The organism is Telluria beijingensis, assembly GCF_030770395.1.
GTDB classification, from domain to species: Bacteria; Pseudomonadota; Gammaproteobacteria; order Burkholderiales; family Burkholderiaceae_D; genus Telluria; species Telluria beijingensis.
Window position 1 is genome coordinate 2,461,181 of sequence record NZ_CP132480.1, and the last position, 22,676, is coordinate 2,483,856.

15 protein-coding genes are annotated in these 22,676 nt (G+C 64.8%); 9 read left to right on the forward strand and 6 right to left on the reverse strand.

Going from position 1 to position 22,676, the window contains the following annotated elements; genetic code table 11:
- Window positions 1–8 precede the first annotated feature (8 nt).
- Genes Q9246_RS10970 through Q9246_RS10980 form a run of 3 tightly spaced genes read left to right on the forward strand, consistent with a single transcriptional unit; the run spans window position 9 to window position 4,703 of the window.
- Window positions 9–2,879 (forward strand): glycoside hydrolase family 31 protein, encoded by a 2,871-nt coding sequence (locus Q9246_RS10970; protein ID WP_306397578.1) that lies wholly within the window; start codon window positions 9–11, stop codon window positions 2,877–2,879.
- 47 nt (window positions 2,880–2,926) lie between these two features.
- Window positions 2,927–4,012 (forward strand): SGNH/GDSL hydrolase family protein, encoded by a 1,086-nt coding sequence (locus tag Q9246_RS10975; protein ID WP_306397579.1) that lies wholly within the window; start codon window positions 2,927–2,929, stop codon window positions 4,010–4,012.
- Window positions 4,013–4,067: 55 nt separating this feature from the next.
- Complete coding sequence (locus Q9246_RS10980; RefSeq protein ID WP_306397580.1) at window positions 4,068–4,703, forward strand: class I SAM-dependent rRNA methyltransferase; 636 nt, start codon at window positions 4,068–4,070, stop codon at window positions 4,701–4,703.
- Here the strand turns inward: Q9246_RS10980 and Q9246_RS10985 are convergent, their stop codons facing one another.
- The gene (locus Q9246_RS10985) at window positions 4,704–4,901 is read right to left on the reverse strand and encodes a hypothetical protein (protein WP_306397581.1); all 198 of its coding nucleotides are present in this window, start codon (window positions 4,899–4,901) and stop codon (window positions 4,704–4,706) included.
- 188 nt (window positions 4,902–5,089) lie between these two features.
- Between Q9246_RS10985 and Q9246_RS10990 the strand changes: the two genes are divergently transcribed.
- Window positions 5,090–6,715 (forward strand): serine hydrolase, encoded by a 1,626-nt coding sequence (locus Q9246_RS10990; RefSeq protein ID WP_306397582.1) that lies wholly within the window; start codon window positions 5,090–5,092, stop codon window positions 6,713–6,715.
- On the opposite strand, the gene Q9246_RS10995 is transcribed toward Q9246_RS10990, so the two are convergent.
- From Q9246_RS10995 to Q9246_RS11015, 5 genes are all read right to left on the reverse strand, one after another.
- Window positions 6,702–8,279: a GH39 family glycosyl hydrolase gene (locus Q9246_RS10995; protein WP_306397583.1), complete on the reverse strand. Its 1,578-nt coding sequence runs from the start codon at window positions 8,277–8,279 to the stop codon at window positions 6,702–6,704. The genes Q9246_RS10990 and Q9246_RS10995 overlap by 14 nt on opposite strands.
- A gap of 3 nt (window positions 8,280–8,282) precedes the next feature.
- Window positions 8,283–9,569: a helix-turn-helix domain-containing protein gene (locus Q9246_RS11000; protein ID WP_306397584.1), complete on the reverse strand. Its 1,287-nt coding sequence runs from the start codon at window positions 9,567–9,569 to the stop codon at window positions 8,283–8,285.
- Window positions 9,570–9,575: 6 nt separating this feature from the next.
- On the reverse strand, window positions 9,576–11,768 hold the full coding sequence (locus Q9246_RS11005) for a beta-glucosidase family protein (protein ID WP_306397585.1): 2,193 nt from the start codon (window positions 11,766–11,768) through the stop codon (window positions 9,576–9,578).
- 37 nt (window positions 11,769–11,805) lie between these two features.
- Window positions 11,806–13,485: a sodium:solute symporter family transporter gene (locus Q9246_RS11010; protein ID WP_306397586.1), complete on the reverse strand. Its 1,680-nt coding sequence runs from the start codon at window positions 13,483–13,485 to the stop codon at window positions 11,806–11,808.
- Between the two features lie 75 nt (window positions 13,486–13,560).
- Window positions 13,561–16,578: a TonB-dependent receptor gene (locus Q9246_RS11015; protein WP_306397587.1), complete on the reverse strand. Its 3,018-nt coding sequence runs from the start codon at window positions 16,576–16,578 to the stop codon at window positions 13,561–13,563.
- 239 nt (window positions 16,579–16,817) lie between these two features.
- Between Q9246_RS11015 and Q9246_RS11020 the strand changes: the two genes are divergently transcribed.
- The 5 genes from Q9246_RS11020 (at window position 16,818) to Q9246_RS11040 (ending at window position 22,664) form a co-directional block, all read left to right on the forward strand.
- Window positions 16,818–17,375 (forward strand): patatin-like phospholipase domain-containing protein, encoded by a 558-nt coding sequence (locus Q9246_RS11020; RefSeq protein ID WP_306397588.1) that lies wholly within the window; start codon window positions 16,818–16,820, stop codon window positions 17,373–17,375.
- A 143-nt stretch (window positions 17,376–17,518) separates the two neighbouring features.
- Window positions 17,519–17,872 carry a hypothetical protein gene (locus Q9246_RS11025; RefSeq protein WP_306397589.1) on the forward strand — a complete coding sequence of 118 codons (354 nt, stop codon included), beginning with the start codon at window positions 17,519–17,521 and terminating at the stop codon, window positions 17,870–17,872.
- 132 nt (window positions 17,873–18,004) lie between these two features.
- Window positions 18,005–21,076 (forward strand): formate dehydrogenase-N subunit alpha, encoded by a 3,072-nt coding sequence (gene fdnG / locus Q9246_RS11030; RefSeq protein WP_306397590.1) that lies wholly within the window; start codon window positions 18,005–18,007, stop codon window positions 21,074–21,076.
- Between the two features lie 3 nt (window positions 21,077–21,079).
- On the forward strand, window positions 21,080–22,009 hold the full coding sequence (gene fdxH, locus Q9246_RS11035; protein ID WP_306397591.1) for a formate dehydrogenase subunit beta: 930 nt from the start codon (window positions 21,080–21,082) through the stop codon (window positions 22,007–22,009).
- A 10-nt stretch (window positions 22,010–22,019) separates the two neighbouring features.
- On the forward strand, window positions 22,020–22,664 hold the full coding sequence (locus tag Q9246_RS11040) for a formate dehydrogenase subunit gamma (protein ID WP_306397592.1): 645 nt from the start codon (window positions 22,020–22,022) through the stop codon (window positions 22,662–22,664).
- Window positions 22,665–22,676: the final 12 nt, after the last annotated feature.

Genomic DNA, 22,676 nt, shown 5'->3' on the forward strand with positions numbered 1-22,676 from the left:
GATCGACAATGCGTATGACACAGGTGGCAGCCGCGACGCTGTTTCTTGCAGCGGGCCTGCAGGCCCATGCCGGCACTTTCCAGCAGACCGGCACCGGCATCGAGGTGCGTCCGGACACCGGCGCCAAGCTGGTGCGGCTGAACCTCATGAGCGACAACATCATCCAGGTGCTCAAGCTGGCCCAGGCCGATAAACAGCTCACGCCCTCGCTGATGACGGTCGCCACGCCGTGCGCCGACAAGTGCGCCTTTACCGTCACGCCCGGCCAGGACAGCGTCCAGCTCAAGGCGGATAGAATCGCCGCCACCGTTTCGCTCAAGGATGGCCAGGTGCAGTTCTTCGACGCCGCCGGCAAGCGCTTCCTGGCGCAGGCATCCGAATCGATGACGCCGGTCGACGTCGGCGGCAAGCCCTTCCTGGCGATCAAGCAGGGCTTCAACCATGGCACGAAGGACGCCTATTACGGCCTGGGCCAGCACCAGAACAACCAGATGAACTACAACGGCGAAGACGTGCTGCTGGCCCAGCACAATATGATCGCCGCGGTGCCCTTTGTGGTGTCCGACAAGGGCTATGGCCTGCTGTGGGATAACAACGCGATCTCGCGCTTCGGCGACGCCACGCCCTACGACCACATGTCGCGCGACCTGGTGCTGCGCAGCCCTGACGGCAAGCAGGCCGGCCTGACGGCGCGCTACTACGTGGACGGCAAGCTGGTGCTCACGCGCCAGGAAAAGGACATCGATTACCAGTACCTGAAGGACGTCGACGAGAACTGGCCCAGGGAGCTGAAACCGGCCAAGGACCTCAAGAACGTGCGCGTGGTGTGGGAAGGCACGATGAGCAGCGACAAGCCGGGCGTCCACAAGATGCAGCTGTACTCGTCGGACTATGCCAAGCTGACGGTCGATGGCAAGGAAGTGATGGACGTGTGGCGCATGGGCTGGAACCCGTGGTACCACAACTTTGAAGTTAAGTTCGCGAAGAACAAACCGGTCAAGCTGCATCTCGAATGGAAGCCGTCGGGCGGCATGGTGGCGATCACCCACAACAACCCCTTGCCGGCGCCTGAGCGCCATTCGCTGACCATGTCGTCCGAGATCGCCGAGGCGATCAACTACCATGTGATCAGCGCCGACAGCATGGACGGCGCCATCGCCGGCTACCGCCACCTGACCGGCCAGGCGCCCATGATGCCGAAGTGGGCCTATGGTTTCTGGCAGTCGCGCCAGCGCTACGAGACCCAGCAGCAGCTGCTCGACGCCCTGGGCGAATACCGCAAGCGCGGCTGGCCGCTCGATAACATCGTGCAGGACTGGTTCTACTGGCCCGAGGATGGCTGGGGCTCGCACGACTTCGACAAGACCCGCTTCCCGGATCCGAAGGGCATGGTCGACGCGGTGCACAAGCAGAACGCGCGCATCATGCTGTCGGTGTGGGGCAAGTTCTACGCCAATACCGACAACTACAAGGAGTTCGCGGCCAAGGGCCATATGTGGACCAAGAACGTCGAGAACGGCTCGCGCGACTGGGTGGGCAAGGGTTACCTGAACAGCCACTACGATCCGTATACCCAGGAGGCGCGCGACATCTACTATCGCCAGATGAAGACCAAGCTGGTCGACCTGGGCTTCGACGCCTGGTGGATGGACAATACCGAACCCGACGTGCTGTCTAACAGCCGCCTGGAAGACTTCAAGGAGCTGATCGGGCCGACCGTCTACGGCGCCGGCGAGATCACCTTCAATCCTTACAGCCTGGTGAGCACCGGCGCCATGATCGATGGCCTCAAGCGCGACCAGCCGGATAAACGCCAGTTCATCCTGTCGCGTTCGGGCTTCGCCGGCATCCAGCGCAACGCGGTGGCGGTGTGGAGCGGCGACACGGTCGGGCGCTGGAACAACCTGTACGACCAGATTGCGTCGGGCACCAATATGTCGATGTCGGGCGTCCCGAACTGGACTCATGACATCGGCGGCTATGCGCAAGAGGTGCGGTTCCAGACCGGCGACGTCGGCTCGGCCCAGGAAAACCGCACGACCAGCCGCGCCGCGGCGAACCCGGAAGACATGGAAGAGTGGCGCGAACTGAATCACCGCTGGTTCCAGTTCGGCGCCTTCACGCCGCTGTTCCGTTCGCACGGCGAAGTGGTCAAGCGCGAGATCTACAACATCTCCGCCGGCGACGACGCCATGCGCGACAATATGGTGTGGTGGCTGAAGCTGCGCTATCGCCTGATGCCGTACATTTACACGATCGCGTCCGATACCCATTACCGCTCGGGCACCATGATGCGCGGCCTGGCGATGGACTTCGGGAACGACGAGAAGGCGAAGAACGTCAAGGACCAGTACATGTTCGGCCCGTCGTTCCTGGTGGCGCCGGTGTACGAGTACAAGGCGCGACAGCGCCAGGTCTACCTGCCCGCAGGCGCCGACTGGTATGACTTCCATACCGGCGAGCGTCACCAGGGCGGCGCGACCCGCACCATCCAGGCGCCGCGCGAGCGCATGCCGCTGTTCGTCAAGGCCGGCTCGGTGATCACCACCGGCCCGGTGACCCAGTATGTCGACGAGAAGCCGGATGCGCCGGTCACGCTGCTGGTGTATGCCGGCGCGAATGGCGTCGCGACCCTGTACGAGGACGACGGCGTAAGTAACGGCTACCAGCGCGGCGAAGCCAGCCGCATTCCGATCAGCTACGACGACAAGGCCGGCGTGGTGCAGATCGGCGAGCGGGTGGGGCGCTACAATGGCATGGTCGAGAAGCGCGAGTTCAGGGTGCGCGTGATCAAGCCGGGCGTGTCGACGGCGAACGACATGGACAGCGCCGACAAGTCGGTCAGCTATGACGGCAAGGCGGTGAGCATCAAGCTGTAAGCACAGGCCGGGCGCGTTCGCGTGCCCGGCCCATCCAATCGACGCACATGAACATTCATTCTTTCGCAGCCGGCCTCGTATTGACCGGCCTGCTTGCCATCGCGCCGGCCCATGCGATCGACACGGTCGCGCCGGACCACGAGCACCTGCAGTACACCGGCCGCATCGACTTCGGCGACCGCCGCGCGCCGGTATTGAGCTGGCCCGGCACGTCGGTGGCCGCGACCTTCACCGGCACCTCGCTGGCCATCGTGCTCGACGACCAGCATGGCAAGAATTACTACAACGTCTTCCTTGACGGCGATACCGAGCGGCCGATCATCCTGAAGCTGGACAAGGGGAAGAAGAGCTACCTGGTCGCCAATGGCCTGGCGCCCGGCGCGCATCGGGTACTGCTCACCAAGCGCACCGAGGGAGAGGAGGGCGCCACCGCCTTCCTTGGCATGGAGCTGGACGACAAGGGCACCCTGGCGCCGCCCCCGGCCAGGCCGCAGCGCCGGATCGAATTCTTCGGCGACTCCATCACCAGCGGCATGGGCAACGAGGCGCCGGACGATGGCGAAGACCACCACGGCAAGGACAAGAACAACTACCGCTCCTACGCCGCGATCGCCGCGCGCCAGCTCGGCGCCGAAGCGCATTTCACTTCTCAGGGCGGCATCGGCATCATGATCAGCTGGTTCCCTTTCACGATGCCGGATTTTTATGACCAGCTGAGCGCGGTCGGCGACAATGACAGCCGCTGGGACTTCTCGCGCTGGACGCCGGACGTGGTGGTGGTGAACCTGATGCAGAACGACAGCTGGCTGATCGGCCGCGACCGCAAGCTGCAGCCCGAGCCCGACGAGGCGCAGCGGATCGCGGCCTACCAGGCCTTCGTTGCGCGCATCCGGGCGCTGTACCCGAAGGCCTATATCGTCTGCGCACTCGGCAGCATGGATGCGACGAAGCCAGGCTCGCCCTGGCCCGGCTATGTCGGCACGGCGGTGAAGAATCTGCAGGAGTCCGGCGACAAGCGGATCGACACGCTGGTCTTCCCGTTCACGGGCTACGGCAAGCACCCGCGCGTGGCCCAGCATCAGGAGAACGCGGACCGCCTGGCGGCCTTCGTGCGGCAAAAGATGGGATGGTAGCGCGGCGCCGAGGCGCAGTGCTGTATCATCCCGCCCTTGTTTACGAAAGCCGCACATGCTCATCATCACCATCAAGCAGGGCAAGGAAAAATCCATCCTTGCCGGCGACCCCTGGATTTATCCGTCCGCCATCGAGAAAGTCGACGGCAAGCCGCATGAGCGCAACAAGATCGGTGTTACCGCGCTCGTGCAGTCGTCATCTCGCCAATTCCTGGCGCGCGCCGCCTATACCGCCAAGTCCCAGATCGCGGCCCGCGTCTGGACCTTGCGCGAAGACGAGGCGGTCGACCACGCGCTGATCAAGCGCCGCGTGCAGGCGGCCGTTGAGCGCCGCGCCGCCACCTGGAACGCGGTCGGTCCGGACGCGCTGGTCGAATTGGTCGATGGTGAAAAGGACGGCCTGCCGGGCCTGCTGGTGCAGGGCTACGGCGGGGCGGCCGGCTACCTGGTGTGCCAGTTCAACGCCGGCGGCGTCGACCTGTGGAAGGTGCCGGTGGTGCAGGCGCTGCTGGCCGCCACCGGTTGCCCGAACGTGTACGAGCGTTGCGATGCGCTGGTGCGCAAGGGAGAAGGCCTGCCGTTTGCGCCGGGCGCGCTGGCCGGCGAAGAGCCGCCGCAGCGGCTGATGGTGCGCACCCGTGAAAAGCTGGCGCCGATGGATATCCGCACCGGCTTCACGTATCCGCGCTGATCAGGCCAGCGCTTCCTTGGCCGCCTCCTCGGGCGTGAGCCCGTCGTAGAACTGGTCGGTGAACCAGTCGATCTGCTCTTCGATGTGGTCCTGGGCCTGCCTGACGGTGGCGCCGCCGGCGACCAGGAAACCTTCCACCTCGACGCACCACCCGATGAATGCCAGGGTTTCCTCGTCCAACTCTTCTTTCTTGGCCATGCCAGTTCCTTCCGTGCCGCGTGAATGGCGGATCGGTGCGATCCGCGCCGTCGGGATTTTACCGTAGCAGAGAGGGGGGCCGGCAAGGGATTGCGTGCGTGGGCGACTAATCATATAGTCTCGGTTATGCGCCGGCTATCACTTCCTGTTGGCCGCGCCTCCTGCGGGGACTCGCCATGCGTAACGGGATGCTTCAGCTTTGCGTCATTGCCGCATGCGCGGCGCCAACGGCCCAGGCGCAGTCCACACCCCAGCACCGGCAGGTCGACGCCTTGTTCGCACCGTATGCCGATCGAGCCACGCCCGGCTGCGCGGTAGGCATCAGCCGTGACGGAAAGCTGGACTACGCCCAGGGCTACGGCAGCGCCAATCTCGAGACGGGCGGTGCGATTACGCCGGCCACGATATTCCACGCGGCCTCGCTCAACAAACAGTTCGTGGCCTTTTCGATCCTGCTGCTGCAGCAGGACGGCAAGCTCGCGCTCGACGACGACATCCACCGCCACATCCCGGAACTGCCCGACTACGGCGTGCCGGTCACGCTGCGCCAACTGATGCACCACACGAGCGGCATGCGCGAGCAGGGCCAGTTGCTGCAGCTGGCCGGCTGGCGCACCGGCGACGTCACCACCGATGAAGACATCCTCGGCGTCATCAAGTCACAGCGCTCGCTCAACTACCGGCCCGGCAGCGAAGTCCTGTACACCAATGCGGCTTATACGCTGCTGGGCGAAGTGGTGGTGCGCCGGAGCAGCATGCGCCAGCGCGAGTTCGCGCGCAGCCGCATCTTCGCGCCGCTCGGCATGCGCGACTCGTTCTTCCGCGACGACGGCAACGAACCGACTCCGGGCCGCGCCATCGGCTACAGCCCGCGCGCCGGCGGCGGCTGGCAGATCGCCACGCCGCTGGGAGGTGCTGCCAGCCTGTCGACCACCGTGGGCGATATGCTCGAATGGCAGCGCAACCTGGCGGATGGCCGGGTCGGCGGCAAGGACGTGGCGGCGCTGATGCAGACGTCCGGGATACTGGACAGCGGCGTGGCGCATGGCTATGGCGGCGGCCTGCGGATCGAGCATTACCGCGGCCTGCGCACCGTGTCGCACGACGGCTTGAATGGCGGCTACCGTGCCGATACGGTGACCTTCCCCGACCACGGCCTGTCGGTGGCGGTGTTGTGCAATAACGGGTCCGCGGTCGCCTGGGAACTGAGCCGCCGCATCGCCGACATCTACCTCGAAGACCGGATGGCGCCGCTACAGCCGCCGCGGGTGGCGCTGGAAGCCGGCCGCGTCGCCCGCCTGGCCGGCCTGTACTGGTCGCCAACGACCGACGAGATCGTTCGGCTCGAGCTGGTGGATGGCGCGCTGCGCCCGCGTTTTCGGCAAGAGAACCTGCACCATATCGGCGCCAACGCCTTCCAGCTAGGCGACGGCGTCGAGCGCTGGCGCTTCGCAGACGATGGCGCGACCCTGAGTATCTGGGATTCGTGGCCCGTGCCGCGCATATTCGAGCGCATGGATGAACCCGTTGTCACGGAAGGCTTGCAGCGCTACGCCGGCACCTACCGCAGCCGCGACCTGGGCGCCTACTATGTGGCGCGGATGGAGGAGGGCAAGCTGACCCTGCATTTCGGCCGCAACGCGCGTGCCGTGCTGGAACCGGCCAGCGGCGACCGCTTCTTCAGCACCAGCCTGGGCACGGTGACCTTTACCCGAACGGAGGCGGGAGAGATCGCCGGCCTGACCGTCAGCAGCCGGCGCCTGCGTCGCTTCGCGGCCGAGCGCATGCCTGGCCCGGCTCCTAGCGCCGAGTGAACTGCAGCAGGTAGACGTCGTTCTCGCGCAGCGGCAGCGTGGTGCGCAGGCGGCCGTCGGCGCCGACCGTCACCGCGGTCTGGCGCGCCGGCTTGCCGGTGGCCTGGGCCTTGAGCGTGCTCACCTGCTCGCGGGTCAGCTGCTTCGGCGAACCCATGCCGATATAGGCGGTGAAAGCGTCGTTCTGCTTGTAGCCGACCTGCGAGACCGTCATCGTGTAGGCGCCCGGCTTCATGCCGCGCAGCGAAACGTCGACCTTTCCCTTGGCCTTGGGCGGCAGGTCCTTGACGAAGAACTGCTGGTTGTTGATCCCCTCGGGCAGCGTATGCGTGTAATCCCACAGCAGCAGCTGGGCATTGCCATTGGCGTCGACGGTCGCATACGAATCCTTGTCCGTATTTTTCAGCTCGGTGTCGCCGAGCTGGTTCAGGAACTGGTAGGCGAAATAGGCCGGCTTCTTGATGCCTTGCGTATTCATCAGGCCGAAGCCGCCGTGGAAGGCTTCGAAGCGCGGGCCCGGTTCCTCGAAGATGTCGGTGAACACCCAGTACGACATCGACTGCACCGCGCCTTCGCTCTGCTTGAGCTTCTTGAGAATGTAGGCCGCCTGGTGGTAGCTGTCGTGGGTCGGGTCGGCCGGCGTGTACGACGAACTCCACTCGGTATAGTGCAGCTCGAGTTTCGGCATGGTCGACGCCGCGATCTCCTTGCGGTTCTTGAGCACGTCACTGGCTACCGCCATATCGTCCTTGCTCAATATCGTGCCCTTGGTACCGAATTCGTCGAGGTAGCCTTCGCCCACGCCATACGAGTGGGTGCTGACGAAGTCGAGCGGCACCTTGTTCTTGTCGGCGTAGGCGATCATCTCCGGAATCCAGGCCGCGCCGGCGGTGGCCGGGCCGCCCACCCGGTAGCCCGGATCGACGCGCTTGACGGCGCGCGCCGCGTGGGCGTACAGCTTGAAATACTCGTCCTGGGTACCGGCCCAGAAGCCGTCCAGGTTCGGTTCGTTCCACACCTCGAAGTACCAGCTCGCGACCTCTTGCCGGCCATAGCGCTCGGTCCAGTGGCGGGTGAGCGCCTCGACCAGCCGTTCCCACTGGCCGTAGTCGCGCGGCGGCGTGACGTTGCCGCGCCACCAGAAGATGGTCTTGGTGCCGCTGGCCATCGCGTTCGGCATGAAGCCCAGTTCGACGAAGGGCTTGATGCCGATGCTCAGCAGGTAGTCGAAAAGGGCGTCGATGTACTGGAAGTTGTACTGCTCCTTGCCCTGGGCGTCGATCTTGTAGACGCCCATGTCGTCGGTCAGCAGGCCATGCATGCGGATATAGCGAAAGCCGGCGTCCTTCCTGATCTCGGCCAGCTGCTGCTGCCAGTCGGCGCGCAGGCCTTCGTTGGCGCGTCCGGCGCCGACGGACAGGTTGAACATGCGATCGAGCTTGCCCCTGGTCTGGGTGACGTCGACGTCGATGTTGCGCTGCTGCGCCGTGGCGGCCAGCGGGATGGACGCCGACGTGGCAAGCAGGCCGGCGAAGAGGGTAGGGAGGAAGTGCTTCTGTTTCATGGGTCAACTCTCTGACGGTGAACACGGAGAGCGGCCAGCATACGATGCCCCGGCTCCGGCAGGAGGCGCCATGCGGATAGTTGAAGGAATCGTGCGGGACGTGGCAATCGCAGGCGCCGCACCGACGTCCTCGGCCAGGGTGGAGCGGAACGCCTTCGGCGTGCAACCGTACTCTTGCCTGAACAGCTTGTTGAAGTAAGAGACGTTGTTGTAGCCGACCGTGTAGGCGATTTCGGAGACCGTCGCCGCTTCCTTCTCGCCCAGCAGCCGCGCCGCCTCGGTCAGGCGCAGCTTGTTCAGGTAGCCGGTGAAGGTGAAGCCGAGTTCGGACTTGAGCACCTCGTTCACCTTGTTGCGATTGACGCCGGCGGCCTGCACCACCGCTTCCAGGTCCAGGTCGGCGTCGGCAAAGCGGCTGGCGATGGCGTGCAGGATGGCAGTCTTCTCGCGGTCGCGCCGCGGTTCACAGGCGAGTTCGATCGACAGCTGCTGGTAGGCCACGATGGGCAAGTCCTTCTGTAATTTATCTTGGAGATCGAGGCGCAGGGCCCGCGCGTGAAAGCGGAAGAACCATAGCCCAAACCCGGCCCAGGCCAGCAGCAGCGCGGCGCCGGGCACGAACAGCCAGCGCAGGTCGCGGCCATGCAGTACCAGGGCGCTGATGTCGACCACGATCGGCACTTCCTGCGGACTCTGGAAGGTGGTGCCCAGCGCCAGCTTAGGCACCTGGTCCAGGCGGTAGCTTTGCCGCGCCAGGTCGAGGCCGAACATGGCGAACCACCACTGGGGCGTTTCCATCCGGGTCAGGTCGAGCTCCACCCGGTTGCCCTGTTCGCTGCAGGCGAAGAAGCCCGCCGGCGAACGGTAGGTGAGCAGGTCGCCGCGGCGCGATACGCCCTCCTCGAAGGTCGGCGCCACCAGCGACAGGGTATTGCCCGGCGCGCAGGTGGCAACCAGCGTGGCCGAGGCGTAGCGCGACAGGTCGAGATGGGTCGGCGCGCCGCCTGCCTCGAAGAACAGGTCGGCCCCGGCATGCGGATAGGCTGCGCCGCCGGCAACGGTCAGCACCATGCGAAGGCGCCGGCCGCCGTCGAGCAGGCGCACCACTGCCTCGCTGCCTGGCGAGATGGCGGCCGCGGGGCGGATCCGCCAGCCGGCCTGGGTCTCGCCCGGCGCCGTCAACAGCGGCATCTCGAGGAAGCTGCGGCGGTAGGCGGCCACCCCCAGCACCAGGCTGGCCACGAGCAGCGCCAGGAAGACCAGCAGCGCCTGGCGCTGGAAGGCCTGCATGGCTGATCAGCGCGCGCCGGCGGCGAATTCGCGCGCCGCCAGGCGCACCGTCACCGTCTGCACCGGGGCGTCGGCCGCGGTGGCGAGGATCACGCGGTAGTCGCCGGCCGCGATCTTCCAGCGCCCGCTGGCCGCATCGAACACCGCCAGCGTGCGCGGATCGACTGCCACCGTGCTGGCGCGGCGCTCGCCGGCGTTCAGGGCCAGCTTGTCCCAGCCGCCCAGGCGCTTCGGCGCTTCCCAGCCGGCGCCGACCTTCGACACATAGACCTGCGGCACCGCCTTGCCGGCGCGTGCGCCGCTGTTCAGCGTATCGAAGCTGACGCGGATGCCGCCATCGCCCGCTTCCGCCTTGAGGTTGGTATAGGCAAAGCTGGTGTACGACAGGCCGTGGCCGAAGGCGAACAGTGGTTTGTGGCCCTTCAGGTCGAACCATTTGTAGCCGACCGCGGCGCCTTCGATGTCGTAGTCGACGTCGAAGCGGCTGTCCTTGGGCAGGGCCAGGCCGTCGAGCTTCGGCCTTGGCAGCTGGTTCTCGGACTGCGGGAAGGTCTGCGGCAGGCGTCCCGAGGCGTCGACTTCGCCGCTCAGCACGCGCGCAATCGCTTCGCCGCCATTCGTGCCCGGATACCAGGCCTGGACCACGCCGGCTACCTGGTCGAGCCACGGCATGGTCACCGGGGTGCCGGTCTGCAGCACCACCACCGTGCGCGGATTGGCCTGCGCCACCGCGGCGACCAGGGCATCCTGCCTGTTGGGCAGAGACAGGTTCGGCACGTCGTTGGCCTCGGACGTCCATTGGGTCGCGAACACCAGCACAATATCGGCGCCTGCCGCGACCTTCGCCGCCGCTGCCGGATCCTTGCCGTCATGCCAGTCGAGCTTCGCCTTGCTGCGCTTGGCCAGCGCCGCCATCGGGGAACCGGGCAGGTAGACCATCGGACCCGGCCAGGCCGCAGGACCCTCGTTCGGCACCGCCATGCCGCCGCGCGGATAGACCTGGGCCGAGCCGCCGCCCGACAGCACGCCCTTGTTGGCATGGCCGCCGATGATGGCGATCCGCTTCAGACCTTGGCTAAGGGGCAGCACATTGCCCTGGTTCTTGAGCAGCACGATGCCTTCTTCGGCATCTTCCTGCGAGATGCGGCCATGGGCGGCGTAGTCGATCGACTTGTCCTGCACCTTGACCGGGTTGTCGAGCACCCCGTGCGCGCCCATGGCCCACAGGATGCGCGCCACCATATCGTCCAGGCGCTTCTCGGGCACGTGGCCGTTCTGCACCGCTTCTTTCAGTGCGCCGTCGAAGTATGGCGACTTGTCGAAGGGGTAGCCGGACTGCTGGTCGAGGCCCGCCAGCGCGGCGGGGATGGTCGAGTGCACCGCGCCCCAGTCGGACATCACATAGCCTTTATAGCCCCAGTCGCCCTTGAGCACCTTGTTGAGCAGGTGGTCGTTTTCGCAGCCATACACGCCGCCGATGCGATTGTACGAGCACATGACCGAGCCCGGGTTGCCGCGCTCGATGGCGATCTGGAAGGCCAGCAGGTCGGACATGCGGCCGGCCGCATCCTGGATTTTCACGTTCAGGTGGTTGCGGCCGGTCTCCTGGTCGTTGTAGGCATAGTGCTTGACGGTCGAGACCACGTGGTTCGACTGCACGCCGCGAATCTGCTCGCCGGCCATGATCCCGGCCAGCAGCGGGTCTTCGCCGGTGTACTCGAAGTTGCGGCCATTGCGCGGCTCGCGCGCCAGGTTGACGCTCCCGCCCAGCATCACGTTGAAGCCCGACAGGCGTGCTTCCTTGCCGATCATGGCCGCGCCCTTGAAGGCCAGTTCCGGGTTCCAGGTGGCGGCAGTGGCGATCCCCGCCGGCAGCGAGGTGCGTTCGCGCGTCTGCTTGCCCGGCTGCGAGGCGACGCCGATGCCGGCGTCGGTCAGCCACTGCGGCGTGATGCCGAGGCGTTCGATGCCCTTGATGTAGCCGGCCGATTGCACGAGGGCTTCCTTGGGCGGTACCTTGCCCTGGAATTCGGTGCCGAACTGGCCGAACACCATGCCGATCTTTTCGTCGAGGGTCATCTGGGCCACCAGCTTTGCGGCACGTTGTTGGGCAGCGTCGGGGGCGGCCTGCGCGCACTGGACGGCGCAGGCGGCGGCGAGGGCGATGGCCCAGCGGGTGTTCGGCAAAGCTCGATGCATTCTTGTGTCTCCTTTATTGTATTGATTGCGGGCCAGGCTACCACCAGGCCGCGTAGATGGCCACCAGCGCCAGGCAGATGATGACCGAACCGATCGCGAAGCCCGGCTGCACCTTGAACATGCGGGCGTCGACCTCGATGCGCTTGTCAGCTTCAGCGGCAGTCTTCGGGAACAGCTTGCTGATGACGACCATGCCGACGATGACCGCCACGAACACGATGCCCATCCGGTCCAGGAACGGGATCTCGTACACGCCGGCTGCATTCGGCACGGCGAAACCGATCGGCGCCAGGAACGACAGGTCCATGATCCCGGGCAGGAACTTGAGGATCAGCGAGCCGACGAAGCCGCCGATGGTGGCGAACATCGCCGCCGCAGCCGTCGCCGGCCGCCAGAAGAAGCCCATCAGGAACATGGCCAGGATGCCGGGCGAGACGAAGCCGGTGTATTCCTGCACGTACTGGAAGCCGCCCTTCTTGTCGATGCCCATGAAGGGCGCGATCAGCACCGCCAGCACCATCGCCACCACCACCGTCACGCGTCCGATCCACACCATGCGGGTTTCGGACACGTTAGGGTTGACCAGCTTCTTGTGGATGTCGAAGGTATAGATGGTGGCGATGCTGTTGGCCTTGCCGGCCAGCGAGGCCACTACCGCCGCCGTCAGGGCGGCGAACGCGATGCCTTTCAGCCCGGCGGGCAGGAAGGTGAGCAGCACCGGATAGGCGCGGTCGGGATTGAGCGCGTCGCCGCTGCCCATGGCCCCGCCCAGCGCGCCTTGCTGGTGCAGCACGAAGGCCGCGATCCCCGGCACCACCACGATCACCGGCATCAGGAGCTTGAGGAAGGCGGCGAACAGGATGCCCTTGCGCGCCGTGTGCAGGTCTGCTCCAAGCGCGCGCTGGATGATGTACTGGTTGCAGCCCCAGTAATTGAGGTTCACGATCATCATGCCGCCGATCAGGATCGAGATGCCTGGCAGGTCGAGGTAATTCGGGTTATCGCGCTCGAACACCATGTCGAAATGGCCGGGCGCGACGCCCAGCAGGTGGTTGAAACCGTCCATCGCGCCGCCGCCGCCATTGTTGGCCGCGACCATGTCGAGCGCGAGCCAGGTGGTGACCAGGCCGCCCAGCACCAGGCAGAACACCTGGATCACGTCGGTGTAGCCGATCACCTTCATGCCGCCCAGGGTGATGATGGCCGCGAATACGGCGAGGAACAGCATGCAGGTCCAGACATCGATGCCGGCGATGGCGCCAATGGCCAGCGCGCCGAGGTACAGGATCGAGGTCAGGTTCACCACCACGTACAGCGACAGCCAGAACACCGCCATGATGGTCGACACGCTGCCGCTGTAGCGCTGCTCGAGGAATTGCGGCATGGTGTAGATGCGGTTCTTGCGGTACACCGGCATGAAGAACACGGCCACCAGGATCAGGGTGAAGGCCGCCATCAGCTCATAAACTGCGATCGCCATGCCCATCCTGAACCCCGAGCCGCTCATGCCGATGAACTGTTCGGCCGAGATGTTCGAGGCGATCATCGAGGCGCCGATGGCCCACCAGGTGAGGGAGCCCTCGGCCAAAAAGTAATCGTGCGAGGCCGATGTGGAGCGCTGCTTGCGCCGGTACACCCACAAGCCGTAGCCGGCGACGACGAGAAAATAAACGAAGAAAACGAAGGTATCGAGCGACGAGAAAGTCGAGTTCTGCATGAATCCAGTCCTGGGATAACGAAACGCGCGCCGGCCGCGCCGTCCACAAGGGCGGCGCGGCCGGCGCGAGACAGCTTAGAACGACACGCCGAGACGCACGCTGTAGCGCGGCCCCGTCACGAACCATGCACGTCCCTTGTCGCCGACGTGGTGGGTCATGATCTGCTTGTACTTGGCATCGGTCAAGTTTTGCGCCTGGAAGTCGATGCGGTAGTTGTCGTTGAACTTGTAGCTGATGCCGCCATCGAGCTGGCCATAGTCGTCGGCCCAGATCGGCAAGCCCCAGGCGACCACGCTCTGGCCGAAGGTCGGGCTGTCCGGATTGGTGTCGACGCCGTTGGTGCCGTTGGTGCCGTTATTGTTGTTGCCCAGCAGGCTCTTCGAACGCCAGCTCCAGGCCAGGCGCGCCGACCATCCAGCCTTGTCGTACAGCAGCGCGAAGTTGTACGAGTTGCGCGACATGTACTCGAGCGGCAGGTCGCCGAAGCTGCGGCCGTCGGTGTCGCAACCGTTCAGGTTCAGGTTGAGGTTGGCCGCATTATTGCCCGCGCCGCACCACGGCGAGAACACCGGGGTGTACAGGTCGCGCTTGGTCTTGACGTGGGTGTAGTTGGCCTGGATCCCGAAGCCCGACAGCCATCCCGGCAGGCGGTCGTAGTACTGCTGGTAGGCCAGCTCGATGCCGCGCGCGCTGCCGCGGGCGCCATTCACCGGTGTCGCCACATTGAAATCGATTACACGACCGGTCGAGTCAGTCAGCTGATAGAACGAGCTCTGCTTGATGATGATGTCCCGCAGGCGCTTGTCGAACAAGGCCATCGTGAACGAGCCGGCCGGTGCGAAATACCATTCCGCGGTCAGGTCGATATTGCGCGAGGTGACGGGACGCAGGTTCGGATTGCCGATCGCTTCGCCGGTATGGCCGACCGAGGTCACGTTGGTCACTTGCTCGGCGCCGTTGCCGGTGGTCGTGCTGGTGACGTTCTGGCTCAGGGTCGTGTAGGCCTGCAGCTGGTCGAAGTTCGGGCGCGACATGCCCTTGCCGAGCGCGAAGCGGAACTGCAGCTCGTCGCTGGCTTTCAGGCGCAGGTTAAGGCTCGGCAGCCAGTTGTGGTAGCCGTTGTCGTAGTCTTCCCTGGCCGCGAACGGCGCGATGACCGGCACCGGCAGGCCGGTGGTGCCGCCTGGCGGGATGGTGAAGGTCGAGTTGTAGACCGTGTAACCATACGATTTGGAATCGGTCTTCACGTAGCGCAGGCCCACATTGCCGTCGACCGGGAAGCGCAGTTCGTCGAAGGCGAAGCGCAGCTGGCCGTACAGCGCCTTGGTTTTCTCGGCCTGCTCGTTGTCGCCGGACGGGTTGGCTTCGCCGAAGGCGGCCGGTTTCCAGGGCGCGCAGCTGTTGCCGGCTTCGGCGCACAGGATGTCGTGGAAGCCGTGCAACTGGGCGTAGGTGCCGGGGTAGCCCGCGGTGACCGAGCGCGCCGGGAAGATGATCGCCGGGACGCTGGCGTCGCCGTTGAAGAAGTTCTTGAACTGGTTGACCGTGGTCGCTGCCTGGAAGCGTGGATCGCTCAGGTAGGCCAGGTTATTGATCTGCCACGGCATCATCCAGCGCTGCGAGATGCCGACCCAGTTGAAGCTCGGATTCGAGTTGATGGTCTTGGCATCGCGGTCGGTCAGGCGCACGCCGATGCGCAGGTCACGCAGGAAGGAGTGGTCGAAGTCGTACTTGACGTCGCCTTTCCACGCCTTCTGCTCGGCGACGCTGCGGTCGAGGTGCTCCATCGAGAACGCCCAGAAGAAGTTCTTCGGATCGCTCATCGCCGCCGCCTGGGCCGGATTGAAGGTGATCTGCGGCAGGCTGCCGCGCAGGTCCAGGTTCAGCTCGGGCATCAGGGTGCCGAGCGCCACGGTCGAGTCGAAGCTTTCCGAGCGCGCCTTCACGTGCTGGTAGTCCGAGGTGAACGTCCACCGGTCGCTCGGCTTCCACTCGATGTTCCAGGCGATGTCGGTGGTGGTCGAATCGCGGGTGGCGGTGCGGGCGTTGTTGGCGTACTCGATGCTGCCGGCGGTCGGGTTGGTGATGGTGCCGCTCAGGAAGGCGCCATTGTTGTCGTACACGCCGTTGGTCACGCGCAGCTGGGTCGGATTGCCCTCGGCCGAGAACAGCGCATTCTCGTCCCACTGCATATCGTACTTGGAACGGAACCAGGTCAGGTGGCTGCGCAGGGTATTGTCCTTCTTCCACTGCAGTGCGCCGTAGGTGCCCTGGCGCTTGCGGTCGAAGTCGAGCGTGCGCCATTGCGCGCCTTTCGGAATCCAGACCGTGCGGCCCGGTTCGGCGCCGGCCACTGGATAATACGGTTCGACCTGGAAGGCGTCGGTGCGGGTCGCGCTCTGCGAGCTGGCGAAGTTGACCAGGGCGCCAATCTCGCCGATGCCGGTCTTCCAGCGGTTCGAATACAGGATCGAGCCGGCCGGATCGGCCTTGCCCTTCTTGAGTTCGGAATACGTGCCTTCGACGCTGCCCGAGATGCGCTGGCCCTTGATATCGAAGGGCAGCGCGGTGCGCAGGTTGACCAGGCCCGAGATGCCGCCTTCGATCTGTTCCGCCGAAGGGTTCTTGTAGACGTCGACCCCGGCCATCAGCTCGGGCGGCACGTCCTCGAAGTTCAGCGCGCGACCGCCGGTGGACGAGAACGAATCGCGGCCGTTCAATTCGGAGCGTACCCAGCTCAGGCCACGGATCGACACGCCCGAGCCTTCGACCGAGAAGTGCTCGGGGTCGCTGCGCGACATGGTGCGGTCGATGGTCACGCCCGGCACGCGCTGCAGCACTTCGGTGATGGATTTGTCGGGGAGCTTGCCGATGTCGTCGGCGACGATCGAATCGACCACCTCGTCGGAGTTCTTCTTCAGCTTCTGTGCGCTGTCGAGCGCGGCGCGCTGGCCGGTCACCGTGACCACCTGGGTGGCGCCGGTGGCGGGGGTGGCGCTCGTTGCCGGCGCAGCTTCCTGCGCAAACGCGGCGGATAGCCAGCACAGGTGTGCGACGCCCACGGCAATGGCCGACTTGTTCAACTGTCTCATATTGTGTCTCCGTTTTTGTTCGAAGAACCCATCTACGGGGTTCCTTCCTCGGGTCTGCGGTCGGCAGGCGCCGTGATCAGGGGCGTCAGTACAACCTGTCAGTAAATATAACACCGAATGTTTGGCGCAATCATTGGGTTTTTGAGGCTTTCGGTGAATATTTATTGATAATGTTGTATTTCGATGAAATCGTTATCATCACCCGGCCTGCATGACCGCGCCAAACCCGTCGCGGAACTGTGCGGACGACCAACTGCCTAACGGCGACAGGCCGGCTGCTGCCGCAGTTCAAGAATGCCGAGCTCGCTTCAAGCGAGGGGCGGGCGGCGCTGGAAGGGGGCGCCGCCGACGTCCTGCAGCTGACCGGCATCAGCGGCACCTCGGGCGGGGCCATCAGCGCCTTGCTCGCCTGGTACGGCTACCTGCTGGGCGGCGCCGAGGCCGCCAGGACCAGGCTCGAGCGCTTCTGGGTAGCCAATTGCGCGACCAGGCCGGGCGAGCGCCTGCTGAACGACGTCGGCCAATGGGTCGGCAGCATGGCCCAGGTCGACCTCAAGCTGAGTCCCTATCTGTGTCCGCTGCGCGAGATCAGCCTGGTGCGAATGAAGGGCTCGACGCTATTGCGGCGGGTGGAAGACGGCTGGCAACTGGCAGAGACGCGGCTGCTCAACGTCGAGCAGAGGAGGGCGCCAGACGCCGCAGAGGAGGCCGGCGCCGGGGTGGCGGCGGACGAGCGGCCACCAGCTCGTCGGCACCCGGGCCAGCACAAGGGCGATGGCGGCATGTCGCTGCATTGAGCAGTCGACAACGGCAGGCGGACGGCGCTTCGATTGAATCCTACTGTCACGCAGTGGCGGGGGCTATTGCGTAAAATACTTATTTGTAGTGTTCATCAATTCATATATATTTCTTATATATCTCAAGGTCAACGGATATTGCAATGCACAATACCTCATATACCACGAAGCGCACCTTGCTGAGCGCGGCCACGCTGGCCGCCGTGCTCGCCTTGTCGGCTTGCAACAAGAAGGCCGACGTCGAGGCGTCGCCGGCGCCGACCGATCCGGCGTCGCCTGCCGCAGTTGCTGCACAGAATCCCGATCCGCATGCCGCGATCGTCACCGAACCGACCAGCTCGCCGGACACGATTCCGGGCACCGGTCCTGCCGAAGGCGGCACGGCGATTGGCGGCGTGGTCGCGAACCAGGGGACGGACAAGCCGCGCGACACCGGCGCTTCGGAACCGACCAGTGGCGATGGCGCCACGCAGGAATCGACGCCGCCGGCCAAGTAACACGGCCGCTGGCGTAGCAGGAGCGCAGGCCGCCTGGCGGCGGCAGCGTGGCAACAGGACAGCATGCCGGGGCATCGACCCCGGCAGGGTCTATTGCGACGTGCGCAATCCATCACTAGTAGGAGAAACCAGATGGGAATGAATCGTAGGCAGTTCCTCCGCGTAAGCGGCGCGGGACTGGCCGTTTCCACCATCGTCGCGCTCGGCTTCTCGCCGTTGCCGGCAATGGCGGAGACGCGGCACTATAAACTGGCGAAAGCCAAGGAGACGCGCAATACCTGCCCGTACTGCTCGGTGGGCTGCGGCCTGCTGATGTACAGCATCGGCGACGGCGCGAAAAACGTCACCTCCAGCATCATGCACATCGAAGGCGACCCGGACCATCCAGTGAACCGCGGCACCCTGTGCCCGAAAGGCGCCGGCCTGCTCGACTTCGTGCATTCGCCGAACCGCCTCAAGTACCCGGAAGTCCGCGAGCCAGGAAGCAAGGAATGGAAGCGCATTTCCTGGGACCAGGCGATGTCGCGCATCGCCAAGTTCATGAAGGACGACCGCGACGCGAACTTCGTGGTCAACAATGCCGAAGGCAAACTAGTCAACCGATGGACCAGCACCGGCATGCTGTGTGCGTCCGCGGCGAGCAACGAAACGGGCTACATCACGCACAAAGCAATGCGTTCGATGGGCATGCTCGTCTTCGATAACCAGGCTCGCGTTTGACACGGACCTACGGTGGCCGGTCTGGCCCCGACGTTCGGACGTGGCGCGATGACCAACCATTGGGTTGACATCAAGAATGCCGATGTAGTACTGATTATGGGCGGCAATGCCGCCGAGGCCCACCCCTGCGGTTTCAAGTGGGTGATCGAAGCCAAGCATCACAATAAAGCCAAGCTGGTCGTGGTCGACCCGCGCTTCACGCGTTCGGCCGCCATGAGCGACTATTACGCGCCGATCCGCGCCGGCTCCGACATCGCCTTCCTGGGCGGCGTCATCAATTACCTGCTGAGCAACGACAAGATCCAGACCGAATACGTCCGGAACTACACCAATGCCAGCTTCATCGTCGGTCCCGACTTCACGTTCGAGGACGGTATCTTCTCGGGCTACGACGAGACCAAGCGCCGCTACGACAACAAGTCGTGGGGCTACGCCATGGGTGAAGACGGTTTTGCCAAGGTCGATCCGACCATGCAAGACCCGAATTGCGTCCTGCAGGTGATGAAGCGCCATTACTCGCGCTACACCCCCGAGCAGGTGAGCAAGATCACCGGCACCCCGGTCAAGCAGTTCATGAAAGTCTGCGAATACATCGCGTCGACCGCCGTCCCTGGCCGCGCCATGACGATCATGTATGCGCTGGGCTGGACCCAGCACAGCCAGGGTTCGCAGATCATCCGTACCGGCGCCATCATGCAGCTGCTGCTGGGCAACGTCGGCGTCGCCGGCGGCGGCCTGAACGCGTTGCGCGGTCACTCCAACATCCAGGGCCTGACCGACCTGGGCCTGCTGTCGAACTCGCTGCCGGGCTATCTGTCGCTGCCGACCGACAACGAGCAGGACATCGAGACCTATTACAAGCCGCGCGCGCTCAAGCCGCTGCGTCCGAACCAGATGAGCTACTGGCAGAACTATCCCAAGTTCTTCGTCAGCCTGCAAAAAGCCTGGTGGGGCGACGCCGCGACCGCGGAAAATAACTGGGCCTTCGACTACCTGCCGAAGATCGACAAGCTGTACGACGTGCTGCAGGCCTTCGAACTGATGGGTCAAGGCAAGCTGAACGGCTACATCTGCCAGGGCTTCAATCCTGTCGGTTCCTTCCCCAACAAGAAGAAGATCATCACCGGCCTGTCGAAGCTGAAATTCCTGGTGACGATGGATCCGCTGAATACCGAGACCTCGGAATTCTGGCAGAACTTCGGCGAGTCGAACGACGTCGATCCGGCCCAGATCCAGACCACGGTGTTCCGCCTGCCGACTACCTGCTTCGCCGAGGAAGACGGTTCGCTGTCGAACTCGTCGCGCTGGCTGCAGTGGCACTGGAAGGGCGCCGAGGCGCCGGGCGAAGCGAAACCCGACATCGAGATCATCGCTGACCTGTTCACCCGCATGAAGAACGCCTATATCAAGGATGGCGGCGCCTTCCCGGATCCGATGGTGAACCTGGCCTGGCCGTACAAGATCCCGCATAGCCCGTCCGCCGAGGAACTGGCCAAGGAGTTCAACGGCCGTGCGCTGGCCGACATCATGGACGCCAAGGACCCGACCAAGGTCGTGGTCAAGAAGGGCGACCAGGTGCCGGGCTTCGGCGTGCTGCGCGACGACGGCACCACCGCCAGCGGCTGCTGGATCTATGCCGGCGCCTGGACCCAGGCCGGCAACCAGATGGCCAACCGCGACAATGCCGACCCGTATGGCGTGGGTAACACGCTGGGCTGGGCCTGGGCCTGGCCGGCGAACCGCCGCGTGCTGTACAACGCCGCGTCGGCCGACCCGCAGGGTAAACCGTGGAATCCGCACCGCACCCTGGTCAAGTGGAATGGCACGGCCTGGATCGGTTCGGACATTCCGGACATCCGTCCGGATGCGAACCCGGGCGACGAGAACCGCGTGCAGCCGTTCATCATGACGGCCGAGGGCGTGTCGCGCCTGTTCGCGCCGACCGGCATGGCCGAAGGTCCGCTGCCGGAGCACTACGAGCCGTTCGAGTCGCCGTTCCCGGTCAACCCGATGCACCCCAAGAACCTGAAGGCCCGCGCCAACCCTGCGGCGCGCGTGTTCAAGGGCGATATGGAGGCATTCGGCACCGCCAAGGACTTCCCGTACGTCGCGACCAGCTATCGCCTGACCGAGCACTTCCACTACTGGACCAAGAACGTGTTGTCCAACGCGATCATCCAGCCGGAGCAGTTCGTGGAGATCGGCGAAGAGCTGGCCAAGGCCAAGGGCATCAGCAATGGCGATATGGTGAAAGTGTCGTCGATGCGCGGCTTCATCAAGGCCAAGTGCGTCGTCACCAAGCGCATTCCGCAACTCGATTGCGACGGCATGAAAGTGGATACGGTCGGTTTGCCGAACCACTGGGGCTTCGTCGGTCTGACCAAGCCGGGCTTCCTGGTAAACACGCTGACCCCGTTCGTGGGCGATGCGAATACCCAGACGCCCGAGTTCAAGTCGTTCCTGGTCAATATCGAAAGGGCTTAAGTCATGTCATCACTCCAATCTCTCGATATCGCGGCGCGCTCGGCCAGTACGGCGACCGTGCCGGTGGCCCGGACCCACAAGCCCGAAGTCGCCAAGCTGATCGACGTTTCCAGCTGCATCGGCTGCAAGGCCTGCCAGGTGGCCTGCATGCAGTGGAACGACTTGCGCGACGACGTCGGCGACACCAACGGCACCTACGACAATCCGCGCGACCTGACGCCGCAGTCGTGGACGGTCATGAAGTATTCGGAGGTCGTTACCAGGACCGAAGACGAAGGCGACCGCCTCGAGTGGCTGATCCGCAAGGACGGCTGCATGCACTGCGACGAGCCGGGCTGCCTGAAGGCCTGCCCGGCGCCGGGCGCGATCGTCAAGTACACCAACGGCATCGTCGACTTCATCAGCGAGAACTGCATCGGTTGCGGCTATTGCGTCGCCGGCTGCCCGTTCGACGTGCCGCGGATCAGCAAGGTGGACTCCAAGGCCTATAAGTGCTCGCTGTGCGCGGACCGCGTGGCGGTGAACCAGGAACCGGCCTGCGTCAAGATCTGTCCGACCGGCGCCATTCGTTTCGGCACCAAGGAAGACATGATCGAGTATGCGGGCGACCGCGTGGTCGACCTGAAGGAGCGCGGCTACCAGAACGCGGGCCTGTACAACCCGGCCGGCGTCGGCGGCACGCACGTGATGTACGTGCTGCAGCACGCCGACAAGCCGAACCTGTACGCCGGCCTGCCCGAGAACCCGACCATCAGCCCGACCGTGGCGCTGTGGAAGGGCGTGGCCAAGCCGCTGGGCGTGGCCGCGATGATCGGCGCCGCGGTGGCGGGCTTCTTCCACTACATGAAGGTCGGTCCGATCGAAACCCATGTGGACGAGCCGGACGTGCAGCCAACGCCCCGCCCGGACCAGCGTGACGACACCCGCGTTTAAGGAGAAGAACATGTTTATCACTCGCTATCGTGACCGTACGCGGATGAACCACTGGGCCGTGGCCCTGCTGTTCATCTGCGCGGGCCTGACCGGGCTGGCACTGTTCCATCCTTCGATGTACTTCTTCACTGCCTTCTTCGGCGGTGGCCAGTGGACCCGCATCCTGCATCCGTTCTTCGGATTGTTCATGGTGCTGGGCTTCGTGTTCCTGTTCTTCGCCGTGGTGCGGGACAACTTCTGGACCAAGGCCGATACGGAATGGGTCAAGAAGTCGCCCGAGCTGATCAAGACGGGCAACGAGCACGCCTTGCCGCCGGTGCACAAGTACAACGCCGGGCAGAAGGCCGTGTTCTGGGCCTTCGCCGTCAGCCTGGTGCTGCTCTTGATCACCGGCTTCATGTTCTGGCAGCCGTGGTTCGCGGACTTCTTCCCGATTCCGCTGCGCCGCATCGCCATGCTGGTGCATGCGGTGGCGGCCCTGGTGCTGGTGCTGAGCGTGATCGTCCATGTGTATGCGGCCATCTGGGTCAAGGGCTCGTTCCGCGCCATGACCCGCGGCACCGTGCACGAGGACTGGGCCAAGTCGCACCATCCGCTGTGGTATAAGGAAGTCACCCAAGCCACGCGCGACAATGCCACGCGCAAGCAACCATAAGGACCTCCCTGT

Excerpts from the sequence above, each read along its gene's own strand:
- Q9246_RS11040 (WP_306397592.1), top strand. The coding sequence starts at position 22,020 with ATGTTTATCACTCGCTATCGTGACCGTACGCGGATGAACCACTGGGCC.
- Q9246_RS10990 (WP_306397582.1), top strand. The coding sequence starts at position 5,090 with ATGCTTCAGCTTTGCGTCATTGCCGCATGCGCGGCGCCAACGGCCCAG.
- Q9246_RS10975 (WP_306397579.1), top strand. The coding sequence starts at position 2,927 with ATGAACATTCATTCTTTCGCAGCCGGCCTCGTATTGACCGGCCTGCTT.
- Q9246_RS11005 (WP_306397585.1), bottom strand. The coding sequence starts at position 11,768 with ATGCATCGAGCTTTGCCGAACACCCGCTGGGCCATCGCCCTCGCCGCC.
- Q9246_RS11025 (WP_306397589.1), top strand. The coding sequence starts at position 17,519 with ATGCACAATACCTCATATACCACGAAGCGCACCTTGCTGAGCGCGGCC.
- Q9246_RS11000 (WP_306397584.1), bottom strand. The coding sequence starts at position 9,569 with ATGCAGGCCTTCCAGCGCCAGGCGCTGCTGGTCTTCCTGGCGCTGCTC.
- Q9246_RS10970 (WP_306397578.1), top strand. The coding sequence starts at position 9 with ATGCGTATGACACAGGTGGCAGCCGCGACGCTGTTTCTTGCAGCGGGC.
- Q9246_RS11015 (WP_306397587.1), bottom strand. The coding sequence starts at position 16,578 with ATGAGACAGTTGAACAAGTCGGCCATTGCCGTGGGCGTCGCACACCTG.
- fdxH (WP_306397591.1), top strand. The coding sequence starts at position 21,080 with ATGTCATCACTCCAATCTCTCGATATCGCGGCGCGCTCGGCCAGTACG.
- Q9246_RS10980 (WP_306397580.1), top strand. The coding sequence starts at position 4,068 with ATGCTCATCATCACCATCAAGCAGGGCAAGGAAAAATCCATCCTTGCC.
- Q9246_RS11010 (WP_306397586.1), bottom strand. The coding sequence starts at position 13,485 with ATGCAGAACTCGACTTTCTCGTCGCTCGATACCTTCGTTTTCTTCGTT.
- Q9246_RS10985 (WP_306397581.1), bottom strand. The coding sequence starts at position 4,901 with ATGGCCAAGAAAGAAGAGTTGGACGAGGAAACCCTGGCATTCATCGGG.
- Q9246_RS10995 (WP_306397583.1), bottom strand. The coding sequence starts at position 8,279 with ATGAAACAGAAGCACTTCCTCCCTACCCTCTTCGCCGGCCTGCTTGCC.